The organism is Streptomyces sp. NPDC041068 (genome assembly GCF_040647455.1).
GTDB lineage: Bacteria > Actinomycetota > Actinomycetes > Streptomycetales > Streptomycetaceae > Streptomyces.
The window spans coordinates 565,786-591,799 of sequence record NZ_JBEZCG010000003.1 but is presented as its reverse complement, the minus strand read 5'-3'; the positions used below and the strand labels follow the sequence as shown (position 1 = coordinate 591,799).

Sequence of the window (26,014 nt, the reverse complement as noted above, 5' to 3'; positions counted from 1 at the left end):
CCGTCGCTGCTGGTCAGGTACCCCGCTCAGGCGGTCCCGAACAGCTGAAGCAGCTCCGCCTTTCCGAACATCCGGGCGGTGTCGATCGCCGACGGCATGCCCGCGGCCGGATCCGCGCCGCCGTCCAGGAGAGCCCGGACGACATCGTTCTCGCCCTTGAAGACGGCCCCTGCGAGCGGCGTCTGTCCCCGGTCGTTCGCGGTGTTCACGTCGGCGCCGCGGGCCACCAGGGCGCGGACCGCCTCGGCGTGCCCGTGGTAGGCCGCCAGCATCACCAGCGTGTCACCGCTGTCGTTCGTGAGGTTCGCCGGAACGCCCGCGTCCACGTACGCGGCGAGCGCCGCGGCGTCGCCCTGGCGTGCCAGATCGAAGATCTTGGTCGCCAACTCCACGACCTCGGGGTCGGGGGCTTCGCTCATGAGGGCGTCCGCCTTTCTGTGGTGCGCTGCCGCGGTGCGGCGCGTTGTGCAGCCGTACGAGTGAATCGACAGGGTACTGCCCCCACCGGTACATGACCCGGCCCGGCCGAGGCAAAGATCACGAAGGGTGCGGGAGACCGCCCGAACCCGCTCCCGAGCGGCCCAGCAAACCGCTGCCATTCGGGGGAAATCTCAGGAAATTAACCCATTTGCACCTTTTATCGTATGGATACATGCTGTGAGCCTGGAAGAACTCATGGTGACTGTCCCCATCAACCAGGAGAACCCTCATGATCCTGTCCATCTCAGGCGTCGTGCTGCTCGGAATCATCGTCTTCCTCTTCTTCCGCAAGGACGGCCTCAAGGCGTCGCACGCGCTGGTCTGCGCGCTCTTCGGCTTCTACCTCGCGGGCACCGCCATCGCCCCGAGCATCAAGGCCGGCGGCGCGAGCCTGGCGAGCCTCCTCGGCGGGATCAAGTTCTGACGCCCCTGCCTTTCGTACGCACCTTCAGGAGACCCACGTGGCCAGGCGCCCACTCCCCCGCATTCTGAGCAACGGCACCGCCCCCATCGCCCGTAGCCGGGAGCTGGCACGGTCGGCAGCCGACAGCGCCACCGACGTTCTCCATCCGCTGATCACGATCACCCGCGGACTGCGCCGGCTGGCTGCCGCCGGGCGGCGCAAGTGGGCCGACACCCCCAAGGACAAGCGCGGGCCGCTGCTGTTCCTGGTGGCCTCCGTGGTCCTGGTCGTGGCGCTCGTCCCCTACGGGCCGCTGCTCGCGCTCATCTCCCTGATGGCGGCGGCCGCGTGGACGGGCCGCGAGCGCACGGCGCCCGCGCCGACCGGCCCCGACGAGGCGCAGGTGCAGCGGCTGCAGTCCCTCTACGAAGCGCTGGTCCCCTACTTCTCGGTCCCCGAGGACCCCGCCCCGCTCTTCGCGCACGGCGGCGAATGGGACAAGGCCTTCACCGAATACGACTTCGACGACACCGGCCGCGTCTCCCGCCTCGTGGTGCGCTACCCCGCGTACTTCACGGACGGCGAGGCCGAGTCCCGCGCGCGGATCGAGCAGTTGCTGCACGCCAAGGCGGGCCGTGGCCGCGAGTACCACTTCGTGTGGGACGAGGAGGGCAACCAGCTCACCGTCACGGTGCTGCCCCCGCTGCCCACCGACATCGCCGCCCAGCGCTTCGTCACCGCTCCCGGAGAGACCGTCCTCGGTTTCACCGACGGGACCGGCGTCCAGCGCACGCTCCCGGTGACCGACGGCGAGGAACAGCGCGACGTGCCCCCCGTCGTGTGGCGCACCGGGATCCGCTCCACCGAACCCCATCTGCTGATCGCGGGCCAGCCGGGCAGCGGCACGACGACACTGATGCGCTCCATCGCCCTCCAGGCCCTTCAGTACGGCGATGTCCTCGTCGTCGAGGGCAGCGGCACCGGCGACTACGCCTGCCTGACCGGCCGCGACGGCGTCCTGGCCATCGAGTGCGGGCTCGCCGGGGCCCTCGCGAGCCTCGAATGGGCGGCGCACGAGACCGAGCGCAGGCTCATCTCCGCGAACCGGGCCCGGCAGGCGGGCCACCCGCCGCCGGAGGACACCAAGCGCCCCCTGTGGATCCTCCTCGACCGCCCGAGCGCGCTCGGCCACCTCGCCGCGGCCGACGGCCGCAGGGACCCCCAGTCACTGCTGCAGGTCCCCCTGCGGCACGGCAGGGCGGCCAATGTGACGGTCGTGGTGGCCGATCAGCTGGACGCCCTGGACGCGCTGATCGACCCGGTGCGCCAGCACACACGCGCGCGCGTGGTGCTCGGCCCCGCGACGCCCGACCAGCTGGAGGAGGTCCTCGGAGCGCCGCCCCACACGACGCCCACCTCGGACGTCCCGCCCGGCCGCGGCTACGCCCGGCTCGGCACGGGGCAGGTCCACCGCCTCCAGGTGCCCGCGACGCCCGATCCGTACGACGACGCGACCAGCGAGGCGCACCGTCGGGCGGTCATGGAGCTGCTGCCGGAGCGGACCACTCCGGCGGACGCGACGGACGCCGCGGAAGAGGCCACGGAAGCAGAGCCGGTCCCCGCGGAGAGCTGACTCCGTAGAGGGGCATCAACAAAGACAGACCTCAAGAAGACAGACCCCTGCACGACAGACCCCAGCAAGCCGGGCCTCAGGAAGACGGGCCTCAGGAAGACGGGCCTCAGGAAGACGGGCGTCAGGCGACGAACGGGTGCGCGACCTCCGCACCCGCGCCGGCGCCCGTCGCCACGAGCCGGGCCGCCGCGGCAAGACGCACCGCCGCCTCCTCGGCCACGGCCCCGCCCACGGTGAACGGCAGCCGCACATACCCCTCGAAGGCGCCGTCCACTCCGAAGCGCGGCCCCGAAGGAACCCGCACCCCCACGCGCTCGCCCACCTCGGCGAGCCGCGACCCCGAGATCCCTCCGGTGCGCACCCACAGCGTCAGGCCGCCGCTCGGCACCTCGAACTCCCAGTCGGGCAGTTCACGGCGTACGGCGGCGACCAGCGCGTCGCGGTTCTCCCTCGCCTGCTCCCTGCGCACGTCCACGGCGGCCTGCCAACCGCCGGTGTTCAGGAGCCAGTTCACGGCGAGCTGCTCCAGGACGGGGGTGCCCAGATCGGCGTACGCGCGCGCCGCCACGAGACTGCGGATCACGTCGGGGGCGGCCCGCACCCAGCCGATCCGCATGCCCGCCCAGAAGGCCTTGCTCGCCGAGCCGACCGTGATCACGGTCGAGCCGGCGGGGTCGAACCCGCAGACGGGGCGCGGCATTTCGAGATCGGCGTCGAGCCCGAGCTCGCTCATCGTCTCGTCGACGACGAGGACGGTGCCCGCCGAGCGGGCCGCCTCGACCAGCTGCCTGCGCTGGTCCTCGCTCGCGAGCGCGCCCGTGGGGTTGTGGAAGTCCGCGACGACGTACGCGAGTCGGGGCGCCGCGTCGCGCAGGACCTGGCGCCAGCGGTCCATGTCCCAGCCCTGGAGCCCCTCGGCCATGGCGACGGGGACGAGGCGTGCGCCCGCCTCGCGCATGAGCTGGAGGATGTTGGCGTACGAGGGGGACTCGACGGCGATGCGTTCGCCGCGGCCCGCGAAGAGATGGCAGATCGCGTCGATGGCGCCCATCGCGCCGGTCGTCACCATGATCTGCTCGGGCATCGTGGGAATCCCGCGCGCGGTGTAGCGCTCGGCGAGCATCTCGCGCAGCGCGGGCAGGCCCGCGGGGTAGTCGCCGTGCGTGTGGGCGTACGGCGGCAGGGCTTCGAGGGCCCCCTGGACGGCACGCGTGAGCCAGGGCTCGGGCGCGGGCAGCGCGGCGCAGCCCAGGTCGATCATGGAGCCGAGGGCCTCGGGCGGCAGCGGTTCGAGCCCGCGCGCGGGGAGGGGGTTTCCGGCGGGGACGGCGGTCCAGCTGCCCGCTCCCCTGCGGGACTCCAGGAACCCCTCGGTGCGCAGCGCCTCGTAGGCGGCCGCGACGGTGGTGCGGCTGACGGCAAGCGCGACCGCGAGCTCGCGCTCGGCGGGCAGGCGCGCGGCCACGGGGACGCGGCCCTCGAGCACGAGCAGCCGGATGCCGTCGGCGAGGGCGCGGTAGGCGGGCGGGCGGCGGGTGCCGGTGCCCGCGGGGCGGTCCTGCTGGGAGGCGAGGAGCCGGGCGAGCTGCGCCGAGCCCATCGCCGAAGTCCACTGAGCCATGATTCCCAGTCCACCTTCCCCGAATTGGCCATGGTTGGCTTCTCAGTACAAGCCACAGAGTGTCATGCGTCAGGCCACTACCACCACCAGCAGGGGGCACCTCTTGTCCGGCACGACACCCGGGGCGACGAAGCGGCAGCTGCCACGGAGACTCACGCAGCTGTACGTCGGCCTCACCCTGTACGGCGCGAGCTCCGCGCTCCTCGTGGTGTCGGGCCTCGGCCTGGAGCCCTGGAACGTGCTGCACCAGGGGCTCGCGGAGCTCACCGGCCTGTCGATCGGCGTCGTGTCCATCGTGGTGGGCGCCGCGGTCCTGCTGCTGTGGATCCCGCTCAAGCAGCGTCCCGGCCTCGGCACGGTCTCCAACGTCTTCGTCGTCGGCCTGGCGATGGACGCCACGCTCGCGCTGCTCCCCGACGCGGACGGCCTGGCCGTCCGCATCCCTCTGCTGGTGTCCGGGATCGTCCTGAACGGCGCGGCGACCGGCCTCTACATCGCGGCCGCCTTCGGCCCGGGCCCCCGGGACGGCCTGATGACGGGCCTGCACCAGAGGACCGGACGCTCCATCCGTCTGATGCGGACGCTCATCGAGGTGGCGGTGGTCGCCACCGGCTTCGCCCTCGGCGGCACCGTGGGAGTCGGCACCGTCCTCTACGCGCTGTCCATCGGCCCGCTCGCCCAGTTCTTCCTGCGCCGCTTCGCCATCCCCTCGACGGCCACGGGCGGCGTCGTGGCCTCCGGCGGTCCATCGGAGCAGGCGATACTGCAGCGGTGACCACGCGCGTACGCCACCCCTATCTCGATCACCCGGGCCCGCTCGCCCTCGCCCACCGGGGCGGGGCGGCGGACGGCCTGGAGAACACCGCCGCGGCCTTCCGGCGCGCCGTCGACCTGGGCTACCGCTACATCGAGACCGATGTGCACGCCACGGCCGACGGCCGCCTCGTCGCCTTCCACGACGCCACGCTGGACCGCGTGACGGACGCGGCCGGGCGCATCATCGACCTGCCGTGGAGCGAAGTGCGCCACGCGCGCGTGGCCGGCAGCGAGCCGGTCCCCCTCTTCGAAGAGCTCCTCGAAGCCTTCCCCGAGGTGCGCTGGAACGTGGACGTGAAGGCCGAGCCCGCACTCCGCCCCCTGCTCGACCTGCTGCGCCGCACCGACTCCTGGGACCGCGTCTGCGTCGGCTCGTTCTCCGAGGCACGCGTGGCCAGGGCCCAGCGCCTCGCGGGCCCGCGCCTGGCCACCTCCCTGGGCACACGGGGCGTGGCGGCGCTGCGTCTGCTGTCGTACGGAGTACCCGCCGTCCTGCGCCGCTCCGCGGTCTGCGCCCAGGTGCCCGAGACGCACGGCGGGATCCGCGTGGTGGACCACCGCTTCGTGCGCGCGGCCCACGCGCGCGGGCTTCAGGTCCACGTGTGGACCGTCAATGACTCGGACCGGATGACGGCCCTCCTGGACCTCGGCGTGGATGGCATAGTTTCCGATCACATCGAGACGCTGCGCGAGGTACTCAAGGACCGGGGGACCTGGGTCTGACCGCCCGAGGGCGGCGTCGCACCACGGGGAACAGCGAGGTCACGGGTGGGCACCGACACCGTGCGGACAGCGGCGTTTGACGAGGTCGCCGAGCGACGGCGCGAACAGCGGGGCTGGTACTTCTACGACTGGGCGTGCTCGGTCTATTCGACGAGCGTCCTGACCGTGTTCCTCGGCCCCTACCTCACGGAGATCGCCAAGGCGGCCGCGGACCCCGAGGGGTACGTGCACCCGCTGGGCATCCCGATCCGCGCGGGCTCCTTCTTCGCGTACGCGGTCTCCGCGTCCGTGATCGTCTCGGTCTTCGTGATGCCGATCGCCGGTGCGGCCGCCGACCGCACGGGCCGCAAGAAGCCACTGCTCGCCACGGCTGCCTATCTGGGGGCGGCGGCGACGGCGGGCATGTTCTTCCTGGACGGCGACCGCTATCTCCTCGGCGGCTTCCTGCTGATCGTCGCCAACGCCTCGCTCGCCGTCTCGATGGTGCTCTACAACTCCTATCTGCCGCAGATCGCGCCCCCCGAGGAGCGCGACGCGGTCTCCTCGCGCGGCTGGGCCTTCGGCTACGCGTCGGGCGCCCTGGTCCTGGTGGCGAACCTGGTCCTCTTCCTCGCCCACGACAGCTTCGGCGTCTCCGAGGCGACCGCGGTCCGCATCTGTCTGGCATCGGCGGGTGTGTGGTGGGGCGCCTTCACCGTCGTACCGCTGAAGCGGCTGCGGGACCGCGGGACGCCGCCACCGGAGCCCGGCGCGCCGTCGCGGGGCGGCTGGCAGCAGCTGAGGGAGACGGTGCGGGACATGCGCCGCCACCCCCACACGCTGGCCTTCCTGCTCGCCTACCTCGTCTACAACGACGGGGTCCAGACCGTGATCTCGCAGGCGTCCGTCTACGGCTCGGAGGAGCTCGGGCTCAACCAGTCCACGCTGATCGTCGCGGTGCTTCTGGTGCAGGTGCTCGCGGTCGTCGGGGCGCTCGGCATGGGCCGGCTCGCCCGCACCTACGGCGCCAAGCGCACCGTCCTCGGCTCGCTGGTGGCCTGGACGGCGACGATCGGGGCCGGGTTCTTCCTGCCCGCGGGCGCGCCCGCCTGGTTCTTCGTCCTGGCCGCCGGGATCGGTCTGGTCCTCGGCGGCACACAGGCGCTGTCCCGCTCGCTCTTCTCCCACCTGGTGCCGCGCGGCAAGGAGGCCGAGTACTTCTCGGCGTACGAGATCAGCGACCGCGGCATGGCCTGGCTCGGACCGTTGATCTTCGGCCTCACCTATCAGCTGACGGGCAGCTACCGGGACGCGATCGTCTCGCTCGTGGTGTTCTTTTTGCTGGGATTCGCCCTGCTTGCACGGGTGCCGGTACGGCGCGCGGTGCGCGACGCGGGCAATCCCGTACCCGATCGGATTTAGCAACTGAAGGCAAAGGCCGGTAGTGTACGCGTTTGGCCTGCCAGGCGGACCGTTACTGCGAGCTGAAGATTCAGAAACGCTGGGTGACATCTGCTGCCAGATGTGACAAACCGGGCGCTGGTGGGTACAACAAGGGGCGGCATACGACGGCGACGCATGACCCTGAACGGGAATCTTTACCGCCGACCGGACGTTGACCGGATGACGACGACAGCGACACCTGTCCTGTGGGCGACAAGCCCGGGAGGCACGATTCATGAGTGAGCGAGCTCTTCGCGGCACGCGCCTCGTGGTGACAAGCTACGAGACCGACCGCGGCATCGACCTGGCCCCGCGCCAGGCCGTGGAGTACGCATGCCAGAACGGACATCGTTTCGAGATGCCGTTCTCGGTCGAGGCGGAGATCCCGCCGGAGTGGGAGTGCAAGGTCTGCGGGGCCCAGGCACTCCTGGTAGACGGGGACGGACCTGAGGAGAAGAAGGGCAAGCCGGCGCGTACGCACTGGGACATGCTCATGGAGCGCCGTACTCGAGAGGAACTCGAAGAGGTCCTGGAGGAGCGCCTTGCGGTCCTCCGGTCCGGCGCGATGAACATCGCGGTGCATCCGCGAGACAGCCGCAAGTCCGCCTGACGGCGAACAGGGCGGCACACCGCACAGCACAAAAAGGGCCGGGGCCACTGCTCAGCAGTGGCCCCGGCCCTTGTGCGTTCCCGGGGCCCTTGTGCGTTCTCCGGCGCGCCCCGTATACGTTCTCCGGCGCGCCCCCCGAGGGGAACGCGCCGGGAGGGTCAGCGCGGCAGCTGCGGGTCGTCGGGGCGCTGGCCGCGCGTCGGCGGTTCGTCGTCCCTGATGACCTCGCCCTGGACGACCTTGCCGTCGGGACGGTGCATCCGCGCCTGCTGGTAGGCGTCCCCGAGACTGCCGGGCGTCGCCTCGCGGACCTTGCGCTCGAACGTCCGCTCCGCATACCGCCCAAGGGCCTTCTGGACCGGCGGGATCAGCAGGATCAGGCCCAGGGCGTCCGAGACGAGCCCCGGCAGGATGATCAGCAGGCCGCCCAGCATCGTCAGGGCGCCGCCCCCGCCCGCGGTCTCCGGAGCGGGCGTGACGCCGCTCTGCTGCTGTTGCACCGCCTCACTGAGCTTGCGGAAGGCCTTGCGTCCCGCACGCTTGATCACCGCGGAGCCGAGCACGAGGCCGCCCACCAGGAGCAGGAAGACCACGAATCCGCTCGTGGCACCCGCCACGACGGTGAGCAGCCAGATTTCCAGGACCAGCCACGCGGCGATGCCGAGCGGCAGGAACCTCAGGGGCCCGGAGCGCTTGGGCCGGGCAGGTCGGATGGGAGGCGGTGCGCCAGTCGTCATGCTCCCAGTGTGCCTGGGCCCGCCTCAGTCCGGGACAAGGGGGATGATCAAGAAGATCGGCCCCCGGCTGAGGTCAGGGCTGCTTGCGCCCGATGACCTTGCCGACGCGCTCCCCCACACCCCAGGCGGTGACCCGCCACAGCGCCTCGACCACGATGTTCTGGCTCATCTTGCTGTCCCCGAGCTCCCGCTCGACGAAGGTGATGGGCACCTCGACGACGTGGTAGCCCGCCTTGACCGCGCGCCGCGCCAGGTCGACCTGGAAGCAGTACCCCTGCGACTCGACCTCGCCTAGCCCGAGGCCTTCGAGGGTCTCGCGACGGAAGGCGCGGTATCCGCCCGTCACGTCGCGGATGGGCACGTCGAGCAGGAGGCGCGAGTAGGTGCTGCCGCCGCGGGAGATGAATTCGCGGTGCTTGGGCCAGTTCACGACCCGTCCGCCCGGCACCCAGCGCGAGCCGAGCACGAGGTCGGCGCCCTTGAGCGCGGTCAGCAGCCGCGGCAGTTCCTCGGGCTGGTGGGAGCCGTCGGCGTCCATCTCGATGAGCACGCCGTAGTCGTTGTCGAGCCCCCAGCGGAAGCCCGCGAGGTAGGCGGCGCCCAGGCCCTCCTTGCCCTTGCGGTGGAGCACGTGGACCTGCTCGTCCTCGGCCGCGAGCTCATCGGCGATCTTGCCGGTGCCGTCGGGGCTGTTGTCGTCGGCGACCAGGACGTGCGCGTCCGGCACGGAAGCCCGCACCCGGCCGACGATGGACTGGATGTTCTCCGCCTCGTTGTAGGTCGGAATGATCACCAAGGCCGTGCCCAGCGAGCCGAACTGCCTCCCCTGGTCCCCCGTATCGGAGACCCGACCGCCGTCGTTCACTAATGCCCCTTCGTTCGTAACGCAGAGGACCACCATAGTGGCCGCGGCCTGCGACGCAGCGGCGGCACGGAGATAGGGGCGGGGAGTACCCCGCACGCGCGCGCGGGAGGTACTGCGGATCGGGGCCCGGCGCCCTTCGGGCCGACCTGGGACCCGCTGGCTGCGGGTCGACCGAGAGCCGTTGTCTACTGAGCGTCCGGGCCCCACCCGGGTCACACCTGCCGACCGGCTGATACGTTCCCTCGCCTCCGCGTCGCGGGCGCTGGACCTGGCTCCCAGTGGTGGTGCGCCGGTGCGGCACACCACCCATGACCCAGCGGCGTTCGACGACTGCGTGGAGGTTCGCCGGTCGGACGTCCTGTGGTGGACCCGGCCGAACCTACCGGCCCACGGCGGCTCTCTGTCAATAGCCGTCTGAACTGCGCCGATCACGGAGACCGCCAGGTCAGTGCCGAGGATTCCCAGGTCGTGCGACGGGGCGGCGGACCGCGATCGGCGCCGCGCACCGCCGGGACATCACTCGTCCGGCCGCACGAAGACCGGCCGCCCGGCCACCACGGTGCTCAGGCAGACGGGGAGTTCGGTGCCCGGCGACAGGTCGGGCAGGCCGGGGGTGCCCGAGCGCGGGTCGGTCGACCAGCGGGCGACGCGGTCGTCCGGGGCCTGCACCACCAGATCGGAGGTGCGCCACACGGCGTAGTCCGCGGGGGCGCCCGGCACCAGGACGCCGGCGTCGTCGCGGCCGACGGCCCGCCAGCCGCCGCGCGTGTGGGCGGTGAACGCGGCCCGCACGGAGACGCGGTGCTCGGGAGTGCGGTGGAAGGCGGCCGCGCGGACCGTGCCCCAGGGGTCGAGAGGGGTGACGGGGCTGTCGGAGCCGAACGCGAGGGGGACACCGGCGCGCAGGAGCGCCGCGTACGGATTGAGGGTGCGGGCCCGCTCGGCGCCCAGGCGCTGGACGTACATGCCGTCCTCGCCGCCCCACAGGGCGTCGAAGGCAGGCTGCACGGACGCGGTGAGGCCGAACTCCGCGAAGGCGGCGATCGTCTCGGGGGTGAGCATCTCGGCGTGCTCGACGCGGTGCCGCGCGGCGCGGACGCGGTCCAGGCCGACCTGCTCGGCGGCCACGCGCATGCCGTCGACCACGGAGGTCACCGCGGCGTCCCCGATGGCGTGGAAGCCCGCCTGGAGTCCTGCCTCGGCGCACGCCACGACGTGGGCGGCGACGGCGGCGGTGTCCAGGTAGGCCCTGCCGGTGTGGGCGGGGGCGACGTCGACGTACGGCTCGTGCAGGCAGGCGGTGTGCGAGCCGAGGGCGCCGTCGACGAAGAGGTCCCCCGCGGCGCCGACCGCGCCGAGCTCCTTGGCGCGCGCGACGTCCTGTTCGGCCCAGTAGCCGACGACGCGCGGCCCCGGCTCCTCGGCGGCGAGCCGCAGGAGCCCGGTGAAGTCGTCCTCGTCGGAGATCTCGGGGCCCGCGCACTCGTGCACGGAGCCGATGCCGAGCGAGGCGGCGCGGCCGAGGGCGGCGCGCTGGGCCTCCGTGCGCTGCTGCGGGGTGATCGCTGCGAGGGCGGCGGCGCGCACCCCGTGGTGGGCGTCGGCGGTCAGCGGGGCGTCCGGGTGGAAGCCGGTGCGCTCGGCGATACCGGGGACCAGGTCGAGCAGCGCGGTGGTGACGACCGCCGAGTGGACGTCGATGCGGGAGAGGTAGAGCGGCCTGCCGCCCGTCGCCTCGTCGAGCTCCGCGCGCGTGGGCGGGCGGCCGCCGGGCCAGCGGGCGGCGTCCCAGCCGTGCCCGAGCAGGACGGTGTCGTGCGGCCGTGCGGCGGCGTGTTCGCGTACGAGAACGAGTGCGTCGTCCAGCGAACGGGCCCGCGTCAGGTCGAGTCCCGTCAGGGCGAGGCCGGTGGCCGTGGTGTGCACGTGGGCGTCGGTGAACGCCGGGGTGACCAGGGCCCCTTCGAGGTCGACGACCTCGTCCACGCCTTCGGCGAAGGCGTCGGCGGCACCCTCGGAGCCGACCCAGGCGACATGCCCGCGCTCGACGACCATCGCGGTCGCGAACGGATCGGCGGGGCTGTGGACGTCGCCGCCGCGCAGCAGCACGGTGCGGTGGTTCTGGGGATCCTGGGGGTCGTCCCCGGGGGCGGTGCTCTGACTCATGGGACCAGTCTCGCCCCTGTCGGCGGGCGGCCGACGCGGGGGTCACACCTGGGGCGGGCGCGCCTCGTACGGAGTGGAGAGCACGACCGTCGTGCGCGTGGAGACGCCGGCGAGGGCGCGCAGGCGGCTGAGGAGGTGCTCCAGCTCCAGCGGGGTGGCGACGCGCACCTTGAGGATGTAGTTCTCGTCGCCCGCGACGCTGTGGCACGCCTCGATCTCCGGGACGCCCGCGAGGCGTTCGGCGATGTCGTCGGGGGCGCTGGGGTCGAACGGTTTCACCGAGATGAACGCCGTGAGCGGCAGCCCGACGGCCTCGGGGTCGACGACCGCGGCATAGCCGCGGATGACGCCCCGTTGTTCGAGCCGGCGCACCCGCTGGTGCACGGCCGACGTGGACAGGCCCGTGGCCTTGCCCAGGTCTGTGTAGCTCATCCGCCCGTCCTTGACGAGCAGCTGCACGATCTGTCGGTCCAGCTCCTCCATACGCCGAACCTACAGGGCTCTTGATCCCGTCGGATACCTGAGCGCCCGAAGGTCCCGCGCACCGGTGACCTCCGGCCGGTTCTCGGCACCGTGCTCCGGCGCACCACGAGGGGGCGCAGAGCACCGCAGGGGCGCGCGCCGAGCCCCGCGCGACGGTCGCGGGGAGCCGCTGACCAGGCGGTTCCACCCTCGCCCGACCAGGCAAGTCCATGCGGCATGTGACGAACGACACACGCTTATGACCGTGTCCTGCGGGAAGCCGCGATTACCTCCACGACGTGGCGGGAAGTGCTTGCTGTGGTCGAGGCCGCAGCGCCTTGTCGGCCCACCCGAGGGGGAGATTCCCATGCAGAACTTGAAGCGCCCCGGCCGGTCTGCCCGCGCCAAGCAGCAGCCGGTCGCCGAGCCCGAGCCGGAGGGCGTCGAACCGGCCGACGACCTTCTCGACGCCTACGACACCTTTGAGATGTACCGGGTGACCTGCCCCGACTGCGGGCAGCCCATCGCGCTCCTCGCGGACGAGGACGTCCTGCCCGAGCACGCACTGTGCCCCACTCCGTGGAACCCGTTCGGTCTCACGGTCTGCGCCGGCACCGGCCGCGCCGCCGCCGACGCCGCGCCCGCCGACGAGTCGAAGGAGGCTCAGGAGCAGGACACCGCCCTGCTGTTGACGCTCCCTCAGGGACTCGACTGGCGGACGCAGCCCTTCTCGCACGTGGGCGGTCCGGGCTCGCGCCCCATCCGCGTGCCGCAGCAGCATCGGCCCGCCGCCTGATTCACCAGTAGCTGCCCTGCACCATGGCCGCCAGGCTGCCGTGGTGCAGGATCAGCCTGTCCGCGTCCTCGGCGGTCGCGGGCGCGGCGGCCTCGCCGAAGTGGACCTGGCGGTAGGCGACGCGCAGCATGACGATCCCGTGTCGCAGCGCCGCGTACAGCGTGTAGAAGTCCATGTCCCGCGGCGTGTGGCCGGTGAGGCGCGCGTAGGCCTCCTCGACGCGGTCGCGGCGGAAGAACTCCGGCAGGCCCGGCTGGCCGAAGCTCACCGTCAAGTCCTGGAAGAAGCGGTGCAGATAGACCATCCAGCCGAGGTCGACCTCGCGCGGGGCGAGCGCCGCCATCTCCCAGTCGAGCACGGCCGCGGGCTCGAAGCCGTCGTACACGATGTTCCCGATGCGCGCGTCGCCCCAGTTGAGGACGGGCTCGCCCTCGGCGTGCGGCCACAGCTCCTCGAGACGGTCGAAGGCGCTCTCGATCAGGGGTGAGCGGGGCAGTCCGTTCACCACCCAGTCGTAGTACGCGCGTTGGGAGGCGACGTGGCGGCGCAGCGGGCCGCCCTCGCCGGGCAGGGCCAGGAACTCCGCGGCGCCTGGCGGCACGTGGTCGTGCAGGTGGGCGAGGGTCCGGACCGAGGCCGCCTCCAGGCGCGCGCGTTCTGCGTCGGTCGCCGCGTGCAGCCAATTCCCCTCGTACGTATAGGGCATGACGTCCGGCGGGACGCGGCCCTCGACGCGCTCCATGACGAAGAACGGCGCCCCGAGCGGGCCCGGGTCCTCCTCCAGCCACAGCACGCGCGGCACCGGCAGGTCGGTGTGTTCGCCGACGAGCCGCATCGTGCGGTACTGCCGCGGCATGTCGTAGACGGGGAAGATCGTGTACGCCGCCGGGTCCGCCGCCACGCGCAACGCGCAGTTCCTGAGCGGCGGTCGGGGGTGTTCGACGGCGAAGAGCAGGGTCTCGCTGGACATGCCGTTCGACTCCGGGACGGTCACGTCGACCGCCTTGGCGCCGGGCAGCCGGGTGTCGAGCCAGGCGGTGAGACGGCGGGCGAGCTCTTCCGGTTCGCGCGTGGTGGTGCGGGGGCGGGGTGCCGTTGCCATGTCCGTGCTCCTTCCTCCTGCCCGTGCGTTCAGGGCGCCTTGGAGTCGAATCCGGTGAACCCGCTCGGGTCGTGGCGGCCGAAGCTGCCGTGCTCGAAGATCCCGTACCCGGTCCGCCCGTTCAGGGTGAAGCGCGAGGCGTGGTCGACGACGCCGTACGCCGCGAGGGGGTGGGCCGCGGGGTCCGACAGGTCGTAGGTGCGGCGGTCGGTCCAGTCGCGGCCGCGCCAGGTGCCGTGCTGCCAGTCGTCGGCGGGCGGGTAGCCGGCACCCACGGCCAGCGGCAGCGAGGCGAGGACCTCGACGCCGAGCTCCAGGGGCTTGCGCCCTTCGGGGTCGGTGAGGTGGAGCACGGCGCGCTCGGGGTGACGGGTGCCGGATCGGTAGGTGATGTCGGCCTGCGGCCAGCCGAGTTGGCGGTCGCGCGCGTCCGGGCGGACGAGGGTGGCGTCGTTGAGGGTGCGGTAGCCGTCCGCGTCCTCCTGGACGACGACCATGAGGAAACGGTCGTCGAAGCGCACCGGACACCAGATCCAGTGGAAGCCCTCGGTGGCGAACTCCTCCTCCAGGCGCCCGCGTTCCTCTCCGGGTATGGGCCGCACGCCCCAGCTGCGGTCGCGCGTTCCGGTCCACTCCCCCGGTGCCACGGGGATCTCCTCGCCGCCGACGCGGATCACGCCGCCGGGGCGGCCCGCCTGCACGAAGCGCCGCCCTTCGAGGCTGAGCCGGTCGCCGCGGCGCTGGATGTGGTGCGGCTCCCACAACGCGGGGAAGTCGGCGGTCCAGGTGAGGTCGTACGACAGGGACGCGGGGTCGTCCGGGTCGGCGGCGCATTCCAGGCGGATGCGGCGCAGCGGTTCGTGGACGGTGATGCGCAGCGGCCCGACGGCGAGCTTCATCCGGTCCTCGCCGAGAGCGTCACTGGCGCGTACGGCATGGAGCGTGTCCCCGATGCGCAAAGTGGCGTACGCGTCGATGACTCCGGTGTTCGGATAGACGCCGAGGCCGAGGATGAGCAGGGCGCGGCCCCGGTGGTCGAAGAGGTGGAAGATGCACCGGTCGTAGGCGTTGCGATCGCCCGTGGCGACGTGCCTCATCGACAGCGGGACCTGGTGCACGGGGTACTCGTCGAGCGGGACAGGACGGTCGTCTGTCACGGCAAACCTCCCTGGATGCACGGCAGTTCAGGGTGGCGGGAGGCATGGGGCCCTCCGGCGCGGAGATGACGGTACGTCAGTTCACGGGACGGAGCCATACACGTGTCAGGCCCGGCCCTCGCCCCGGACTCCGGGCGCACCTCCACGCCGCCGCACGGGCATGCCGTGAACTGACGCTCGAATTCATGGGACGTGACTTCGACGCGGCGCCAGGCGTTGGCCTTGCATGACCCCCACGGACATGGGCCTGGACATGGGCCCGACACACCTCCCCACCGGACGTCGGCGGCGCACCCTTGTCACGGTGCCCGCCTCCGCAGAATCGGTTCCCCAGAGGCCTCCGCAGCCCCTGCAGCCACCACCGCACCCGGCGTCACACCAGCCGACGCTGCAGCAGGCACACCCTCAGACGCGCCAGGCGCTTCAGCCGCCCCGCACACCCCAGCCCCACCAGCAGCCGCACCAACACATGCACCCGCAGATGCTTCAACCGTCACATCAGCCGCACCCGCAGCCACTTCTCCAGGACCCGCCGATCTACCGCGCCCTGATCCACCACTGGGCCGACCGCGGCCGCACGCTGCCAGGGCGCCACGACCCGGAGTGGGCCCGGCTCGTGGCGCCGCCGGTGCACCGCGGCCAGTTCAGCGCGAGTCGGGACCCGCGAGGTGACGCGCGATGACCATGCGCTGGATCTGATTGGTGCCCTCGACGATCTGCAGCACCTTGGCCTCGCGCATGAAGCGCTCCACGGGGAAGTCCGCGGTGTAGCCGTACCCGCCGAGGACCTGCACGGCGTCCGTCGTCACCTTCATCGCGGCGTCCGTGCACATCAGCTTGGCCATGGCCGCCTGCTTGGAGAACGGCCGCCCCGCGTCGCGCAGCCTGGCCGCGGCGAGATAGAGCGCCCGGCCCGCCTCGATCTGCGTCGCCATGTCCGCGAGCATGAAGCGCAGGCCCTGGAAGTCCGCGATGGGCCTGCCGAACTGCTGCCGCTCGGTGGCGTACGCGACGGCCTCGTCCAGCGCCGCCTGGGCCACGCCGATGGCGCAGGCCGCGATGCCGAGCCGCCCCGAGTCGAGTGCGGAGAGCGCGATGGCGAAGCCCTGGCCCTCGTCGCCGATACGTCGGGAATCGGCCACGCGTACGCCGTCGAAGTGGACCTGGGCGGTGGGCGAGCCCTTCATGCCCATCTTCTTCTCGGGCACCGCGGCGCTCAGCCCCTCGGCATCGCCCGGCACCAGGAAGGCCGTGACACCACGGGCGCCCTCGCCGCCGGTGCGCGCGAGGACCGTGTAGAAGTCGGCGACGCCGCCGTGCGTGATCCAGGCCTTGGTGCCGGTGACGACCCAGTCGTCGCCGTCCCTGACGGCCTTCGTGCGCAGCGACGCGGCATCGGATCCCGACGCGGGCTCGGAGAGGCAGTACGCGCCGAGGAGTCCGCCGCCGAGCATGGCGGGCAGGTGCTCGGCCTGCTGCTCCTTGGTGCCGTAGCCGGCGAGGGCGTGACAGGACAGGGAGTGGACGCTGACGCCCAGGCCGACGGTCAGGCGCGCGGCGGCCAGCTCCTCCAGGACCTGGAGGTAGACCTCGTACGGCTGGTCGCCGCCGCCGAACTCGGAGTCGTACGGCAGCCCGAGCAGACCGGACTCGGAGAGCAGGGCGAAGACCTCGCGCGGGAAGCGCCCGGCGTCCTCCTCCTCCGCCGCCTTCGGGGCGACTTCGTTCCGGACGATGTCCCGGACGAGCGAGAGCAGATCCCTGGCCTCTTCCGTGGGCAGCTGACGGTCCACCGGGGTGTGGTCGGGCATGACGCCCTCCTCCCTGTCGGGCTGCGACGGACTCCCGCACTGGGTGGGGCGGCGCCGCCGGGAAACGATGCCGAGCCAGGGTCTCCTTCCGGGTCACGGAAGCTGCTGACCAGCGGCTCTGGCGCGTTGAGTATGCCCGATCGACGGCAACCAGTCACTAGTTAACGACCGCTTACTCGAAAGATAGCCGAAGATCGTTGATGAGGGCGGGATTGGTACGAACCATTGACCGCACTGGTCTAGTCCTCCTACTGTTCCCCCGAACGTCTTAACGCGTTCATGCCAAGTCGCACGTGCATGTCACAGATGCAGGTCCGCAGCACCACAGATGCAGATCCGTAGCACCACAGATGCAGGTCCACAGCACCACTTCCCCCCTCCCCTGTTTCCCCCCCACGAGGAGACACGATGCTCAGACCGCACACCCCCCGCGCCCGTTTCCGGGCGCTCGTCGCCACCGCGTGTTGCGCCGTCCTCGGCGCCGGCCTGCTGGCCGGCGCGGGCACCGCAGCCGCCGAGCAGGACAGCGGCTCCGCGACGAAGGCCGCCGCCGGTTCCAAGGTCGTCGGCTACTTCACCGAATGGGGCGTCTACGACCGGAACTACCACGTCAAGAACATCGAGACGTCCGGCTCGGCCGACAAGCTCACGCACATCAACTACGCCTTCGGCAACGTCCAGGGCGGCAAGTGCGCGATGGGCGACGCCTACGCGGCGACCGACAAGGCCTACACCGCCGACCAGTCCGTGGATGGCGTCGCCGACACCTGGGACCAGCCCCTGCGCGGCAACTTCAACCAGCTGCGCAAGCTGAAGAAGAAGCACCCCGACCTCAAGGTCCTCTGGTCCTTCGGCGGTTGGACCTGGTCGGGCGGGTTCACCGAGGCCGCGAAGAACCCCGAGGCCTTCGCCCAGTCCTGCTACGACCTGGTGGAGAACTCCAAGTGGGCCGATGTCTTCGACGGCATCGACATCGACTGGGAGTACCCCAACGCCTGCGGTCTGACGTGCGACACCAGCGGCCGCGACGCCTACAAGAAGCTGATGGGCGCGGTCCGTTCGAAGTTCGGGGCCAATAACCTGGTGACCGCGGCGATCCCGGCGGACGCCTCGGACGGCGGCAAGATCGACGCCGCCGACTACGCGGGCGCCGCCCAGTACGTCGACTGGTACAACCCGATGACGTACGACTTCTTCGGTGCCTGGGACGCCAAGGGTCCGACGGCTCCGCACTCGCCGCTGACCTCCTACACCGGCATTCCCAAGGAGGCGTACAACTCCGACGCCACCATCAAGAAGCTGAAGGGGCTCGGCGTCCCCTCCGACAAGCTGCTCCTCGGCATCGGCTTCTACGGCCGCGGCTGGACGGGCGTCACGCAGAAGGAGCCCGGCGGCACCGCGACCGGACCCGCCGCGGGCAAGTACGAGCAGGGCATCGACGACTACAAGGAATTGAAGACCAAGTGCCCGGCCAACGGCACGGTCGGCGGGACCGCGTACGCGCACTGCGGGAACAACTGGTGGAGCTATGACACCCCGGCGACCATCGCGGGGAAGATGACGTACAAGAACCAGCAGGGCCTCGGCGGCACGTTCTTCTGGGAGCTCAGCGGGGACACGTCCAACGGCGAGCTGATCAAGGCCATCAACTGACCTTGTGACGTTGCGGACTTGGGGCGGGGGCCGGTCGGCGGTCCCCGCCCCTCGTCATGGACGCGCGGGCGCGGGATACGAGGGCTCGAAGTCCTCGATGGCGCGCAGCGTGTCCCCGAGGGTGCGCACCAGCAGGGTGCAGACCTTGTCGCGCACCAGGCCCTTGTGGCCGATCCAGTCGAGCGCGATCCCCTCGACGCTGCACAGCCACCCGAGCAGCGCGGTCCGCGCGAGCAGCGGGATGTCCCTGCGACCGTACGCCCCTTCGGCGATCGCCCCGATCATCGCCTCGCGCACGCCGTCGCGTATGGCGTGCACCTCGGCGTCGAAGCCGACGCCGCCGCTGATGATCGTGCGGTACGCGGCCTGATGATGCTCGGCGTAGCGCAGATAGCCGTCGATGGTGCGCTGCACCCGCTCCACGGGAGGGAGATCGTCGTGGCGTCCGGCGCGCGCGACGAGCTCGGCGACCGAGTCCTCGATGATCGCGAGGTAATAGCCGCGTTTGGACTTGAAGTAGTAGTAAATCAGCCCTTTGGCGACGCCCGCCTGCTTGGCGATGTCGTCCATCGACAGGGCGTCGTAGGACGTGTCGGCGAACAACTTCCGGCCGATGGCGATGAGTTCACCGCGGCGCGCCGCGGAGCGGTCGGTGCCGCGCTGTTGACTATTATTCAATTTCGGCCCTAGTCTCCAACTGCCTCGGGATTGTCCGCAGTATGGCAGAACGGTGCCACCTGCCGGTTCGGCTCCCGACGGCGCTTCACGCACTCCCCTTACGCACGCTTGAGGACGCGGACACGACGTACGGGAGGAAGACAGTGAGCGCAGCACGCAGTGCCTTACGCGAAGGCAGAACCTCCTGGAAGAAGACGGCCGTGGTGGCCCTGCCGGCCGTCCTGGCCGTCGGCGTCATGGCCTCCGTGATGGCCGAGGGCGCGCTCGCCGCGTCCTTCGCCGTCTCGGGCACCAGCTTCCAGGTGTCGTCCGGGAAGCTGACCAGTCAGGGCCTGTCCAGTTACGTCCAGACGGACCGGGACATCGACGGCAAGGGGCACCCCGTGGCGCTCCTCGGGATCGGTGACGCGACCCTCTCCGACATCTGCCAGGCCGCCGAGGTCAAGACCCCGGTGGGCACCGTCGTGTTCAAACTGACCGCGGGCGGCGCCGCGGGCGACGTCACCGCGAGCAACCTCATCATCGACGGCGAGGACCTGGTCGGCGACGCCCGCTTCGGCACCGCGCAGATCGGCCGGGACGCCTCGACGCTCGACGAGGTGCCCGGAGTCCAGGGCGAGAAGGGCAAGTTCGGGTTGCAGGCCGGGGACATCACGGTCTCCGGCGTGAAGTCGCACGCCTGGTCGGCGACCGGCGGCAACTTCCGGCTCAAGGGCATGAAGGTCGATGTCAGCGTCGGCGGCAAGAAGTGCTTCTGACCGGCGGCGGCAGAGGCGGCGTCAACCCTTTCCGCAAGGACGGCGGCGGCTGGCTCGACCGGCGTCTGCCCTGGCCCGAGCAGCGCCGGGTGGTGCGCAGATGGCGGCGCACCCGGCCGTTCTGGGGCGGGCTCCTGCTGATCCTCGGCGGCGCCGAGCTGCTCCTGGTGCCGCTCTCGCCGCTGACCGTGCTCGTCAGCCTGGGGCTCGGCGGGATCGCCGCGCTCGGCATCGGGATCGCACTGGTCGTGGCGGGGCTCTTCCTGTGGCTGCTGCCGCACACACACCACTATGTGAGCGTCAACGCCCTCATCCTGTCGGTGCTTTCGTTCGCCGCGACGAACCTCGGCGGGTTCCTGGTCGGCATGCTCCTCGGCATCGCGGGCAGCGCCATGGGGTTCGGCTGGACCCCGGTGCCGGAGGACGCCGAGGAGGATCCGGCACGGCCGAAGGTGCGTGACGGGCAGGGCACGCGGACGCTCGCCGTGCTGCTGCCCGTGGCGATCGTCGCGGGGATCGTGCTGAACGGCGGGCCCGCCAAGGCCGCGCCCGCGGCGGCGGTCGCGGCGCCGCGGGTGCCGCCGACCGTCACGACCACGCTCTTCGCGCCGCAGGGCTTCACGCTGGCGGGCGTGACCGAGATCCCGACCGCGGACGGGCCGCTGAAGGTCATGGTCCTGCGGATGAAGGCCGCCTCGCTCACGGACTACCGGCTGAAGACGCGCGACGGCAACGGGCCCGAACTCGCCCTCGGCGCCGACACGTTGGACCTGAGCGGCGAAGTCACCCTGTATCTGACCAAGTTCAAGGGGTGCCTGGAGGGCATCCTCTGTCTGACCTTCACGCCCGACAGGCTGCCGGTGCCGCCCGTCGTGCCGCCGTTCGTCTTCATGACGGACGTGAGCGCCGAACAGGCCCTGGTCACCTCGGACTTGATCGAGGCGGGCGGGCTGACCCTGAAGGCCTCCTGATGTGCTTCCTGACGATGGGTGCAGGCGCATGATCCAGATCCAGGCCGCCCTTTTCTGGGCGTACGCGATCGGCGCGACTTTCGCCGTGTCGGCGGGGCGGCAGCTGCAGGTGTGGGAGCGGATCAACGCGGGCGAGGGGCCGCGCACGCGCAGCCGGGCCGCCAACCCCTATCTGGCGCTCACGGCACTCTTCGCCGCCGTCCTGATGGTGCCGACCGGGCTCTTCCTGCTGTGGCAGAACCCCGCCTGGGCGACCATGCACGTGGCCGAGGGGCACGAGGGGGTGTGGGCGGGGTTCGTCCTGTTCTACGCGGGCGGGATCCCGGCGGCCGCGATCCTCGGGTTCCTGGTGGCGCAGGCGCTGGTGCTGGTGGGGGCCGGCTACTGGGCGTATCTCCAGTGCGTGGGCGGGTACTTCCTGCTGTTCGGGACGCTGATCCACGGGTGGGACGGCAGCGGGTACGAGCGCTTCCTGTCACCGGGGGCGAAGGACTTCGCCGGCTGGTCGCGGGACAGCGTCGTCAATCACGTACTCGACTTCCTGACGTCGGGGACGTTCCTGGCGCTGCTGCTCTTCGGGGCCGCGGTGATCGGCACCATGCTGGTGACCGAGATCGGCTGGCTCATGGAGGGCTGGTCGCTGCCGGGCGCCGACGAGGACCGCAAGGTGCCGCGGCTCCTCGGCATCGCCATCGCGGCGGCCGGTGTCTACGGCCTGCCGTTCGTGGGCGCGCTCTTCGCGAGCGCGCTGGTGCGGCTGGTCGGCGGGTGGCTCGGCCTGCCGGTCTTCGCAGTGGTGGCGGGGGTCGTGCTGCTGCACGGGCGCTCGCCGGTGCGGTGGCTCTACGGCCTGGTGGGCGTCCCGCACCGGCACTGGCGTGCGGAGCTCGACGACAGCAGGGGTGACGGCCGGGGTGACGGCCGCGGCGATGAGAGCGGTGTCACAACAGGCCGGTCTGCGTGACGAGCATCGCGAGGACGACGACGAGGGTCCAGCCCGCGAGGTGCTCCAGGAGCTTGGGGCCGTCTTCCTTGGGGCCGCCGGTGCGGGCCCGGGTGCGGACGGCGGTGGCAGAGGTCGCGGTCATGTCTTCTCGCTGACGTTCGTCTGGCAGTGGCTTCCCCCCACTGGGACCACTCCACCTTGCCAGCCGGACGCGCCCTTGTGGGAGAGACCTTGGTCACCCCTCGGCCATCCGTTGGTCGGCCACAACTACGGCGGATTGCCGTGCGTCTAAGACGAGGAACGTCCAGGACGCGCGTCGCCCCGGACGAGACGCCACGCACGTCCGCGCAGCATCCGACCGAAAGGTTTCCGATGAGCACCGACCGGACGCCCCGCCGCAGAGCGCGGCTCGCCCTCGCGGCCGCGATCACCGCGGCGGCCGCCCTCACCGCACCGGTCTCGCAGGCCGCCCCTGCGGCCGTCGAGAAGCCGTCGCCGGGCGCTCCCGGCCTCGGCGACCCGATGTTTCCGCTGGACGGCAACGGCGGGTACCGGGTGGACCGGTATTACCTGGACTTCGACTGGCAGGCGCCGAAGACGCCCTTCGAGGCGACGACGACGATCAGGGCGCGGTCCACGCAGGCGCTGTCCCGCTTCAATCTGGACTTCGGCGGCAACACCCTGCACGACGTCACCGTGAACGGCACGGCGGCGGGCACGTCGCGTGCGGGCGACGAGCTGACGGTCACGCCCAAATCCCCGATAGCCAAGGGCAGTTCCTTCACGGTCAAGGTGACGTACACCGCGGATCCGACCCAGACCAGGCACCGTGACGACGCGATCGAGGACTACGGCTGGATACCCACGCCCGACGGCACGGTGGTCTACCCCCAGCCGAACGGCGCCCGGCTGATCTTCCCGGCCAACGACCACCCGAGCCAGCGCGCGCCGATCACCTTCCGGATCACCACGCCGGGCGACCGCACGGCCGTGGCCAACGGCAAGCTGGTCTCGCGCGTCGCACGGCCCGACGGGCGGGTGCAGTGGACGTACGACTCCGAGCAGCCGCTGTCCACGCAGCTGGTGCAGCTGGCGGTCGGCAAGTTCCGGCTGGTCGACAGCGAGGGGCCGGGCGGGCTGCCGCTGCGTGACGTCGTCCCGGACGCGCTGGTCGAGCCGACCGCCGAGTACCGCAAGCTCACGCCGGACCATCTGAAGTGGCTGGAGGAGAAGCTCGGCCCCTACCCCTTCAACCGCTACGGGCTGCTCGTCGGTGACACGGACCTCGGCGTGGCCCTGGAGACGCAGACGCTCTCGCTCGTCCCGAAGGCCGATCTGCTCGGCACGAAGGTCGACGCCGAGCGGAACATGGTGCACGAGCTCACCCACCAGTGGTTCGGCGACAGCGTGGCGCTCAAGAGCTGGTCCGACCTGTGGCTGAGCGAGGGGCATGCCCGTTTCTACGAGAGGGAGTATTCCGAGCAGCACGGCGGGGACAGCTTCGAGGCCGCGATGAAGACCGCTTACCAGAACCACGACATCTGGCGCCGCGACTTCGGCGCCCCCGCCGAGCCGACCGAGCCGAACCTCTTCAAGCGCATGCGGTACGACGGCTCGGCCCTGGTCCTGTACGCGCTGCGCGAGGAGGTGGGCGACGCGACGTTCCAGAAGATCGAACGAGCCTGGGTGAGCGGTTTCAAGGACAGGACGGCGAGCACCCAGCAGTTCATCGACCTGGCCTCGAAGGCAGCGGGCAAGGACCTGTCGGACTTCCTGCGCCCCTGGCTGTACGGCCCGAAGACACCGCCGATGCCGGGCCACCCGGACTGGGTGGTGGACCCGGCGAGCTGAGGCGTTCCGCTCCGGGCCCGAACCCGGCCCACGTGGGCCCCGCTCGACCGACGAGTGGGGCCCACGTCATGGACGCACGGCATGGACGCATGGACTAGGACGCACGGACTAGGACGCGCCGCGCTGCTGGGGTGGCTGAGGTGTCGGGGTCAAGGGCTGGAGGACCGTGCCGACGATCTGTTGGGCCAGGTCGATGCCGAAGCCGGCGAAGCTTTGGGCGGTCAGCAGGGAGAGTTGCGTGGTCAGTGCCGTGCCGGCGGCCAGGAGGGCCGGGTAGTCGGTCCTGGCGCGGGCCTCGGCCATCTTGCGGGTTTCCTTCTTGATCGCCTCCACGGTGGCCTTCAGGATCGGGTTCGCCACGCGCTGGCCCGGGGGACCGCCCGGGATGATGGCCAGCAGGTTGTCCAGCGAGGCGTCCACCTTCGCGAGCCCCTGGCGGACCTTCTCGGGCTTCATCTGCCCCTGGAGGACGTCCCCCGCGAACGTGGAGACGGTGGCGTTGGCATGCCCCGTCCTGCCGAAGCTGTGGAACGTCCTGGCCTGGTTCTTCAGCTCGCGCTCGGTCATGGCATTCGGTGACGGCGGCGGTTCCGCCGCGGCCGCCGGCAGCGGGCCGAGGACCGTGACTCCGCACACCAGCGCCGCGACACATCCCAGGAATCTCTTGCGCACACCCAACTCGTCTCTCTCAGCGGTTGCCTGTCTGCTGGTCAGATTCCGTGAGGGGTGAGCGCGCCGCCATTCGACAGGGTGCGCTTTGCTCCACTCGGCGGCTGGGCATCGGTACCGAGGACGCTCAGCCGCCGAGAAGGAGTCGTCAGCGGATGCCCACCGCCGCCAGCGCCTTGCGCTGGGCCGTGGAGATCTTCGTGGGGAAGTAGAGGTAACAGACCCCGCCGGTGCCCGAGACCACCTTCCCCGACGCGTTGTACCTCTTCGTACGGAGCCAGATGTTCTCCCATTCGCGGCGCTTGTAGACGCGGCGGACCGCCGGGTTGCTCGGGGACGCCGGGTCGTTGGCGATCACGTCGCCGGTGGGCGTGAAGCCGATCACCGTCATCAGGTGGCCCGCCGTGCCGTAGCCCGCGCCCGTCAGCTCCTCCTTGCGGAACGACTGGGACGTTATGGCCGGGATGCCCGCGGCGATCAGTGACTCCAGTTCGGTGAGGGAAGCGAGGCGGGTCACCACGCCTTGGAGGTCCTTGTACGTCGCCGCGTACGCGGCGTTGAACGGCCAGTTGCCGCAGCCCCCGTACTGGTAGTCGTACGTGAAGCGAGCCGCGTGGCACACCTGAGGGTCGGCGAAGGACGGGTCGACCCAGGCCAGGTCCTCCGGGGTCGGCTTGCGGCCCCAGTACTCGATGATCATCTGCGAGGAGGTGGGGCTGCACCAGGCCTCGCCGCCGTTGTCGTACTCCGGGTACTGCCCGACGTGCGTCTCCTGGGAGTACCGCGGGACGGTCAGCTCCTTGGCGAGCCCCGGCTTCGACGCGGGCACCGTGAAGCGGTCGGGGATCGCGGAGGCCATCGCGCCGAGCCGCCAGACCGTGGGGGTCGCCGTCGCACCCGGCTCGCGGTACAGGGTCAGGCGCAGTTGGTACGAGGCGACGCGCAGGCCCGTGGTCGTGTCGTCCAGGGAGAGCGTGTCCGTCCAGACCGTGGACTTGCCGTCGGTCTGGTCGTCGACCGAGGTCCGCCGGATGTCCTTCTCCGCGTCGTCCCCCGAAGTCCAGCGGCCCATCACGTACCAAGGAGTCTGTGTCTTGTCCGAGTACGTGCCCCGCAGCTCGACCTGGAGCCAGGTCCCGGCCGGGGTGTGCGCGTTCCAGGACGCGATCAGCTCCGTCGCGGGGACGGTGGAGCGGTGCGTGGGCGTGGTCCACCGGGCGTACTCCCAGGTGGCGGTCCTGCCGGTGTGCGGGTCGGCGTAGTCGGTGCGGCCCGCGGGCTTCGCGATCCGCAGGCCGGGGCGCGCCCCCGCGACGGCCGCGGTGCCCTCGGCGGTGCCGGACCGCCAGTCCTCGTACGAGGTCCAGAAGCGGTTGTCCACCAGGCGGTCCGCGCGCGGCGGGCGGCGCCCGGTTCCCGCGGCGCCCGCGGCCAGGGCGGGGGCCGTCGTCGCCGCGACGGCGGCCACCGCGGCCGCCGTGGCGAGCACGGATCTGCGGGACATGTCCTCGGTCCGGTCGGCGCGGCGCGCCCGGTCGGCTCTGTCGCTTCGGTCAGCTCGGTCCATGAAGGGGACCCCCAGTCGACGTGGTTTCCGGCAAGATCCGGAAGGGTCGGGTCAGGTGCACGGAAGTGGGCCAACTATGGCCGGTCCCGGCCGACTTCTGCCAGCGCTTCGGGCACT

General features: G+C 71.3%; 26 protein-coding genes. 13 read left to right on the top strand and 13 right to left on the bottom strand.

Annotated features, from left to right (window positions below):
• Positions 1-26 precede the first annotated feature (26 nt).
• The gene (locus tag AB0B50_RS09760; protein ID WP_362328125.1) at positions 27-419 is read right to left on the bottom strand and encodes an ankyrin repeat domain-containing protein; all 393 of its coding nucleotides are present in this window, start codon (positions 417-419) and stop codon (positions 27-29) included.
• Between the two features lie 290 nt (positions 420-709).
• Between AB0B50_RS09760 and AB0B50_RS09755 the strand changes: the two genes are divergently transcribed.
• Complete coding sequence (locus AB0B50_RS09755; protein WP_018534760.1) at positions 710-904, top strand: hypothetical protein; 195 nt, start codon at positions 710-712, stop codon at positions 902-904.
• Between the two features lie 37 nt (positions 905-941).
• Positions 942-2,516 carry a hypothetical protein gene (locus tag AB0B50_RS09750; protein WP_362328123.1) on the top strand — a complete coding sequence of 525 codons (1,575 nt, stop codon included), beginning with the start codon at positions 942-944 and terminating at the stop codon, positions 2,514-2,516.
• A gap of 121 nt (positions 2,517-2,637) precedes the next feature.
• On the opposite strand, the gene AB0B50_RS09745 is transcribed toward AB0B50_RS09750, so the two are convergent.
• The gene (locus AB0B50_RS09745; RefSeq protein WP_362328121.1) at positions 2,638-4,137 is read right to left on the bottom strand and encodes a PLP-dependent aminotransferase family protein; all 1,500 of its coding nucleotides are present in this window, start codon (positions 4,135-4,137) and stop codon (positions 2,638-2,640) included.
• A gap of 64 nt (positions 4,138-4,201) precedes the next feature.
• Here AB0B50_RS09745 and AB0B50_RS09740 point away from each other — a divergent pair, with 64 nt between their 5' ends.
• The 4 genes from AB0B50_RS09740 (at position 4,202) to AB0B50_RS09725 (ending at position 7,708) form a co-directional block, all read left to right on the top strand.
• Positions 4,202-4,912, top strand: coding sequence for a hypothetical protein (locus tag AB0B50_RS09740; RefSeq protein ID WP_362328119.1), 711 nt, complete (start codon positions 4,202-4,204; stop codon positions 4,910-4,912).
• Entirely contained in the window at positions 4,909-5,676 is a 768-nt protein-coding gene (locus AB0B50_RS09735; protein WP_362328117.1) for a glycerophosphodiester phosphodiesterase, read from the top strand. The genes AB0B50_RS09740 and AB0B50_RS09735 overlap by 4 nt, the downstream gene beginning before the upstream one ends.
• 45 nt (positions 5,677-5,721) lie before the next feature.
• Positions 5,722-7,077, top strand: a complete 1,356-nt coding sequence (locus tag AB0B50_RS09730; protein ID WP_362328115.1) for an MFS transporter — start codon at positions 5,722-5,724, stop codon at positions 7,075-7,077.
• 256 nt (positions 7,078-7,333) lie between these two features.
• Positions 7,334-7,708, top strand: coding sequence for an RNA polymerase-binding protein RbpA (locus AB0B50_RS09725; RefSeq protein WP_030360404.1), 375 nt, complete (start codon positions 7,334-7,336; stop codon positions 7,706-7,708).
• 158 nt (positions 7,709-7,866) lie between these two features.
• Here AB0B50_RS09725 and fxsA read toward each other — a convergent pair whose 3' ends face one another.
• The 4 genes from fxsA to AB0B50_RS09705 form a co-directional block, all read right to left on the bottom strand.
• Complete coding sequence (fxsA, locus tag AB0B50_RS09720) at positions 7,867-8,445, bottom strand: FxsA family membrane protein (protein WP_362328113.1); 579 nt, start codon at positions 8,443-8,445, stop codon at positions 7,867-7,869.
• Between the two features lie 73 nt (positions 8,446-8,518).
• Complete coding sequence (locus AB0B50_RS09715; RefSeq protein ID WP_362328111.1) at positions 8,519-9,310, bottom strand: polyprenol monophosphomannose synthase; 792 nt, start codon at positions 9,308-9,310, stop codon at positions 8,519-8,521.
• A gap of 516 nt (positions 9,311-9,826) precedes the next feature.
• Positions 9,827-11,476: an amidohydrolase gene (locus AB0B50_RS09710; protein WP_362328109.1), complete on the bottom strand. Its 1,650-nt coding sequence runs from the start codon at positions 11,474-11,476 to the stop codon at positions 9,827-9,829.
• A gap of 42 nt (positions 11,477-11,518) precedes the next feature.
• Complete coding sequence (locus tag AB0B50_RS09705; protein WP_030789227.1) at positions 11,519-11,959, bottom strand: Lrp/AsnC family transcriptional regulator; 441 nt, start codon at positions 11,957-11,959, stop codon at positions 11,519-11,521.
• A gap of 346 nt (positions 11,960-12,305) precedes the next feature.
• Between AB0B50_RS09705 and AB0B50_RS09700 the strand changes: the two genes are divergently transcribed.
• Positions 12,306-12,734 (top strand): hypothetical protein, encoded by a 429-nt coding sequence (locus tag AB0B50_RS09700; RefSeq protein WP_362328107.1) that lies wholly within the window; start codon positions 12,306-12,308, stop codon positions 12,732-12,734.
• Position 12,735: 1 nt separating this feature from the next.
• Here AB0B50_RS09700 and AB0B50_RS09695 read toward each other — a convergent pair whose 3' ends face one another.
• Together AB0B50_RS09695 and AB0B50_RS09690 are read right to left on the bottom strand one after the other, a co-directional pair.
• Positions 12,736-13,836, bottom strand: coding sequence for a phosphotransferase family protein (locus AB0B50_RS09695; RefSeq protein ID WP_362328105.1), 1,101 nt, complete (start codon positions 13,834-13,836; stop codon positions 12,736-12,738).
• 29 nt (positions 13,837-13,865) lie between these two features.
• Entirely contained in the window at positions 13,866-14,933 is a 1,068-nt protein-coding gene (locus AB0B50_RS09690) for a hypothetical protein (RefSeq protein WP_362328258.1), read from the bottom strand.
• Between the two features lie 541 nt (positions 14,934-15,474).
• Here AB0B50_RS09690 and AB0B50_RS09685 point away from each other — a divergent pair.
• On the top strand, positions 15,475-15,675 hold the full coding sequence (locus AB0B50_RS09685; RefSeq protein ID WP_362328103.1) for a hypothetical protein: 201 nt from the start codon (positions 15,475-15,477) through the stop codon (positions 15,673-15,675).
• On the opposite strand, the gene AB0B50_RS09680 is transcribed toward AB0B50_RS09685, so the two are convergent.
• A complete protein-coding gene (locus tag AB0B50_RS09680; protein WP_362328101.1) occupies positions 15,638-16,804 on the bottom strand; it encodes an acyl-CoA dehydrogenase family protein in 1,167 nt (388 codons plus the stop codon). The genes AB0B50_RS09685 and AB0B50_RS09680 overlap by 38 nt on opposite strands.
• 408 nt (positions 16,805-17,212) lie before the next feature.
• Between AB0B50_RS09680 and AB0B50_RS09675 the strand changes: the two genes are divergently transcribed.
• Positions 17,213-18,457: a glycoside hydrolase family 18 protein gene (locus AB0B50_RS09675; RefSeq protein ID WP_362328099.1), complete on the top strand. Its 1,245-nt coding sequence runs from the start codon at positions 17,213-17,215 to the stop codon at positions 18,455-18,457.
• Between the two features lie 54 nt (positions 18,458-18,511).
• Here AB0B50_RS09675 and AB0B50_RS09670 read toward each other — a convergent pair whose 3' ends face one another.
• Positions 18,512-19,135 (bottom strand): TetR/AcrR family transcriptional regulator, encoded by a 624-nt coding sequence (locus tag AB0B50_RS09670; protein ID WP_362328097.1) that lies wholly within the window; start codon positions 19,133-19,135, stop codon positions 18,512-18,514.
• A gap of 200 nt (positions 19,136-19,335) precedes the next feature.
• Here AB0B50_RS09670 and AB0B50_RS09665 point away from each other — a divergent pair, with 200 nt between their 5' ends.
• The 3 genes from AB0B50_RS09665 (at position 19,336) to AB0B50_RS09655 (ending at position 21,828) form a co-directional block, all read left to right on the top strand.
• A complete protein-coding gene (locus AB0B50_RS09665; protein WP_362328095.1) occupies positions 19,336-19,893 on the top strand; it encodes a DUF6230 family protein in 558 nt (185 codons plus the stop codon).
• 65 nt (positions 19,894-19,958) lie between these two features.
• A complete protein-coding gene (locus AB0B50_RS09660; protein WP_362328256.1) occupies positions 19,959-20,864 on the top strand; it encodes a DUF6114 domain-containing protein in 906 nt (301 codons plus the stop codon).
• Between the two features lie 28 nt (positions 20,865-20,892).
• Complete coding sequence (locus AB0B50_RS09655; RefSeq protein ID WP_362328093.1) at positions 20,893-21,828, top strand: hypothetical protein; 936 nt, start codon at positions 20,893-20,895, stop codon at positions 21,826-21,828.
• Here the strand turns inward: AB0B50_RS09655 and AB0B50_RS09650 are convergent.
• Positions 21,806-21,952, bottom strand: coding sequence for an SCO1431 family membrane protein (locus AB0B50_RS09650; protein ID WP_362328092.1), 147 nt, complete (start codon positions 21,950-21,952; stop codon positions 21,806-21,808). The two genes, AB0B50_RS09655 and AB0B50_RS09650, sit on opposite strands and share 23 nt — an antisense overlap.
• 230 nt (positions 21,953-22,182) lie before the next feature.
• Here AB0B50_RS09650 and AB0B50_RS09645 point away from each other — a divergent pair, with 230 nt between their 5' ends.
• Complete coding sequence (locus AB0B50_RS09645; RefSeq protein WP_362328090.1) at positions 22,183-23,661, top strand: M1 family metallopeptidase; 1,479 nt, start codon at positions 22,183-22,185, stop codon at positions 23,659-23,661.
• A 108-nt stretch (positions 23,662-23,769) separates the two neighbouring features.
• On the opposite strand, the gene AB0B50_RS09640 is transcribed toward AB0B50_RS09645, so the two are convergent.
• Complete coding sequence (locus AB0B50_RS09640; protein WP_362328088.1) at positions 23,770-24,333, bottom strand: hypothetical protein; 564 nt, start codon at positions 24,331-24,333, stop codon at positions 23,770-23,772.
• Positions 24,334-24,478: 145 nt separating this feature from the next.
• Positions 24,479-25,834: a peptidase C39 family protein gene (locus AB0B50_RS09635; RefSeq protein WP_362328254.1), complete on the bottom strand. Its 1,356-nt coding sequence runs from the start codon at positions 25,832-25,834 to the stop codon at positions 24,479-24,481.
• Positions 25,835-26,014: the final 180 nt, after the last annotated feature.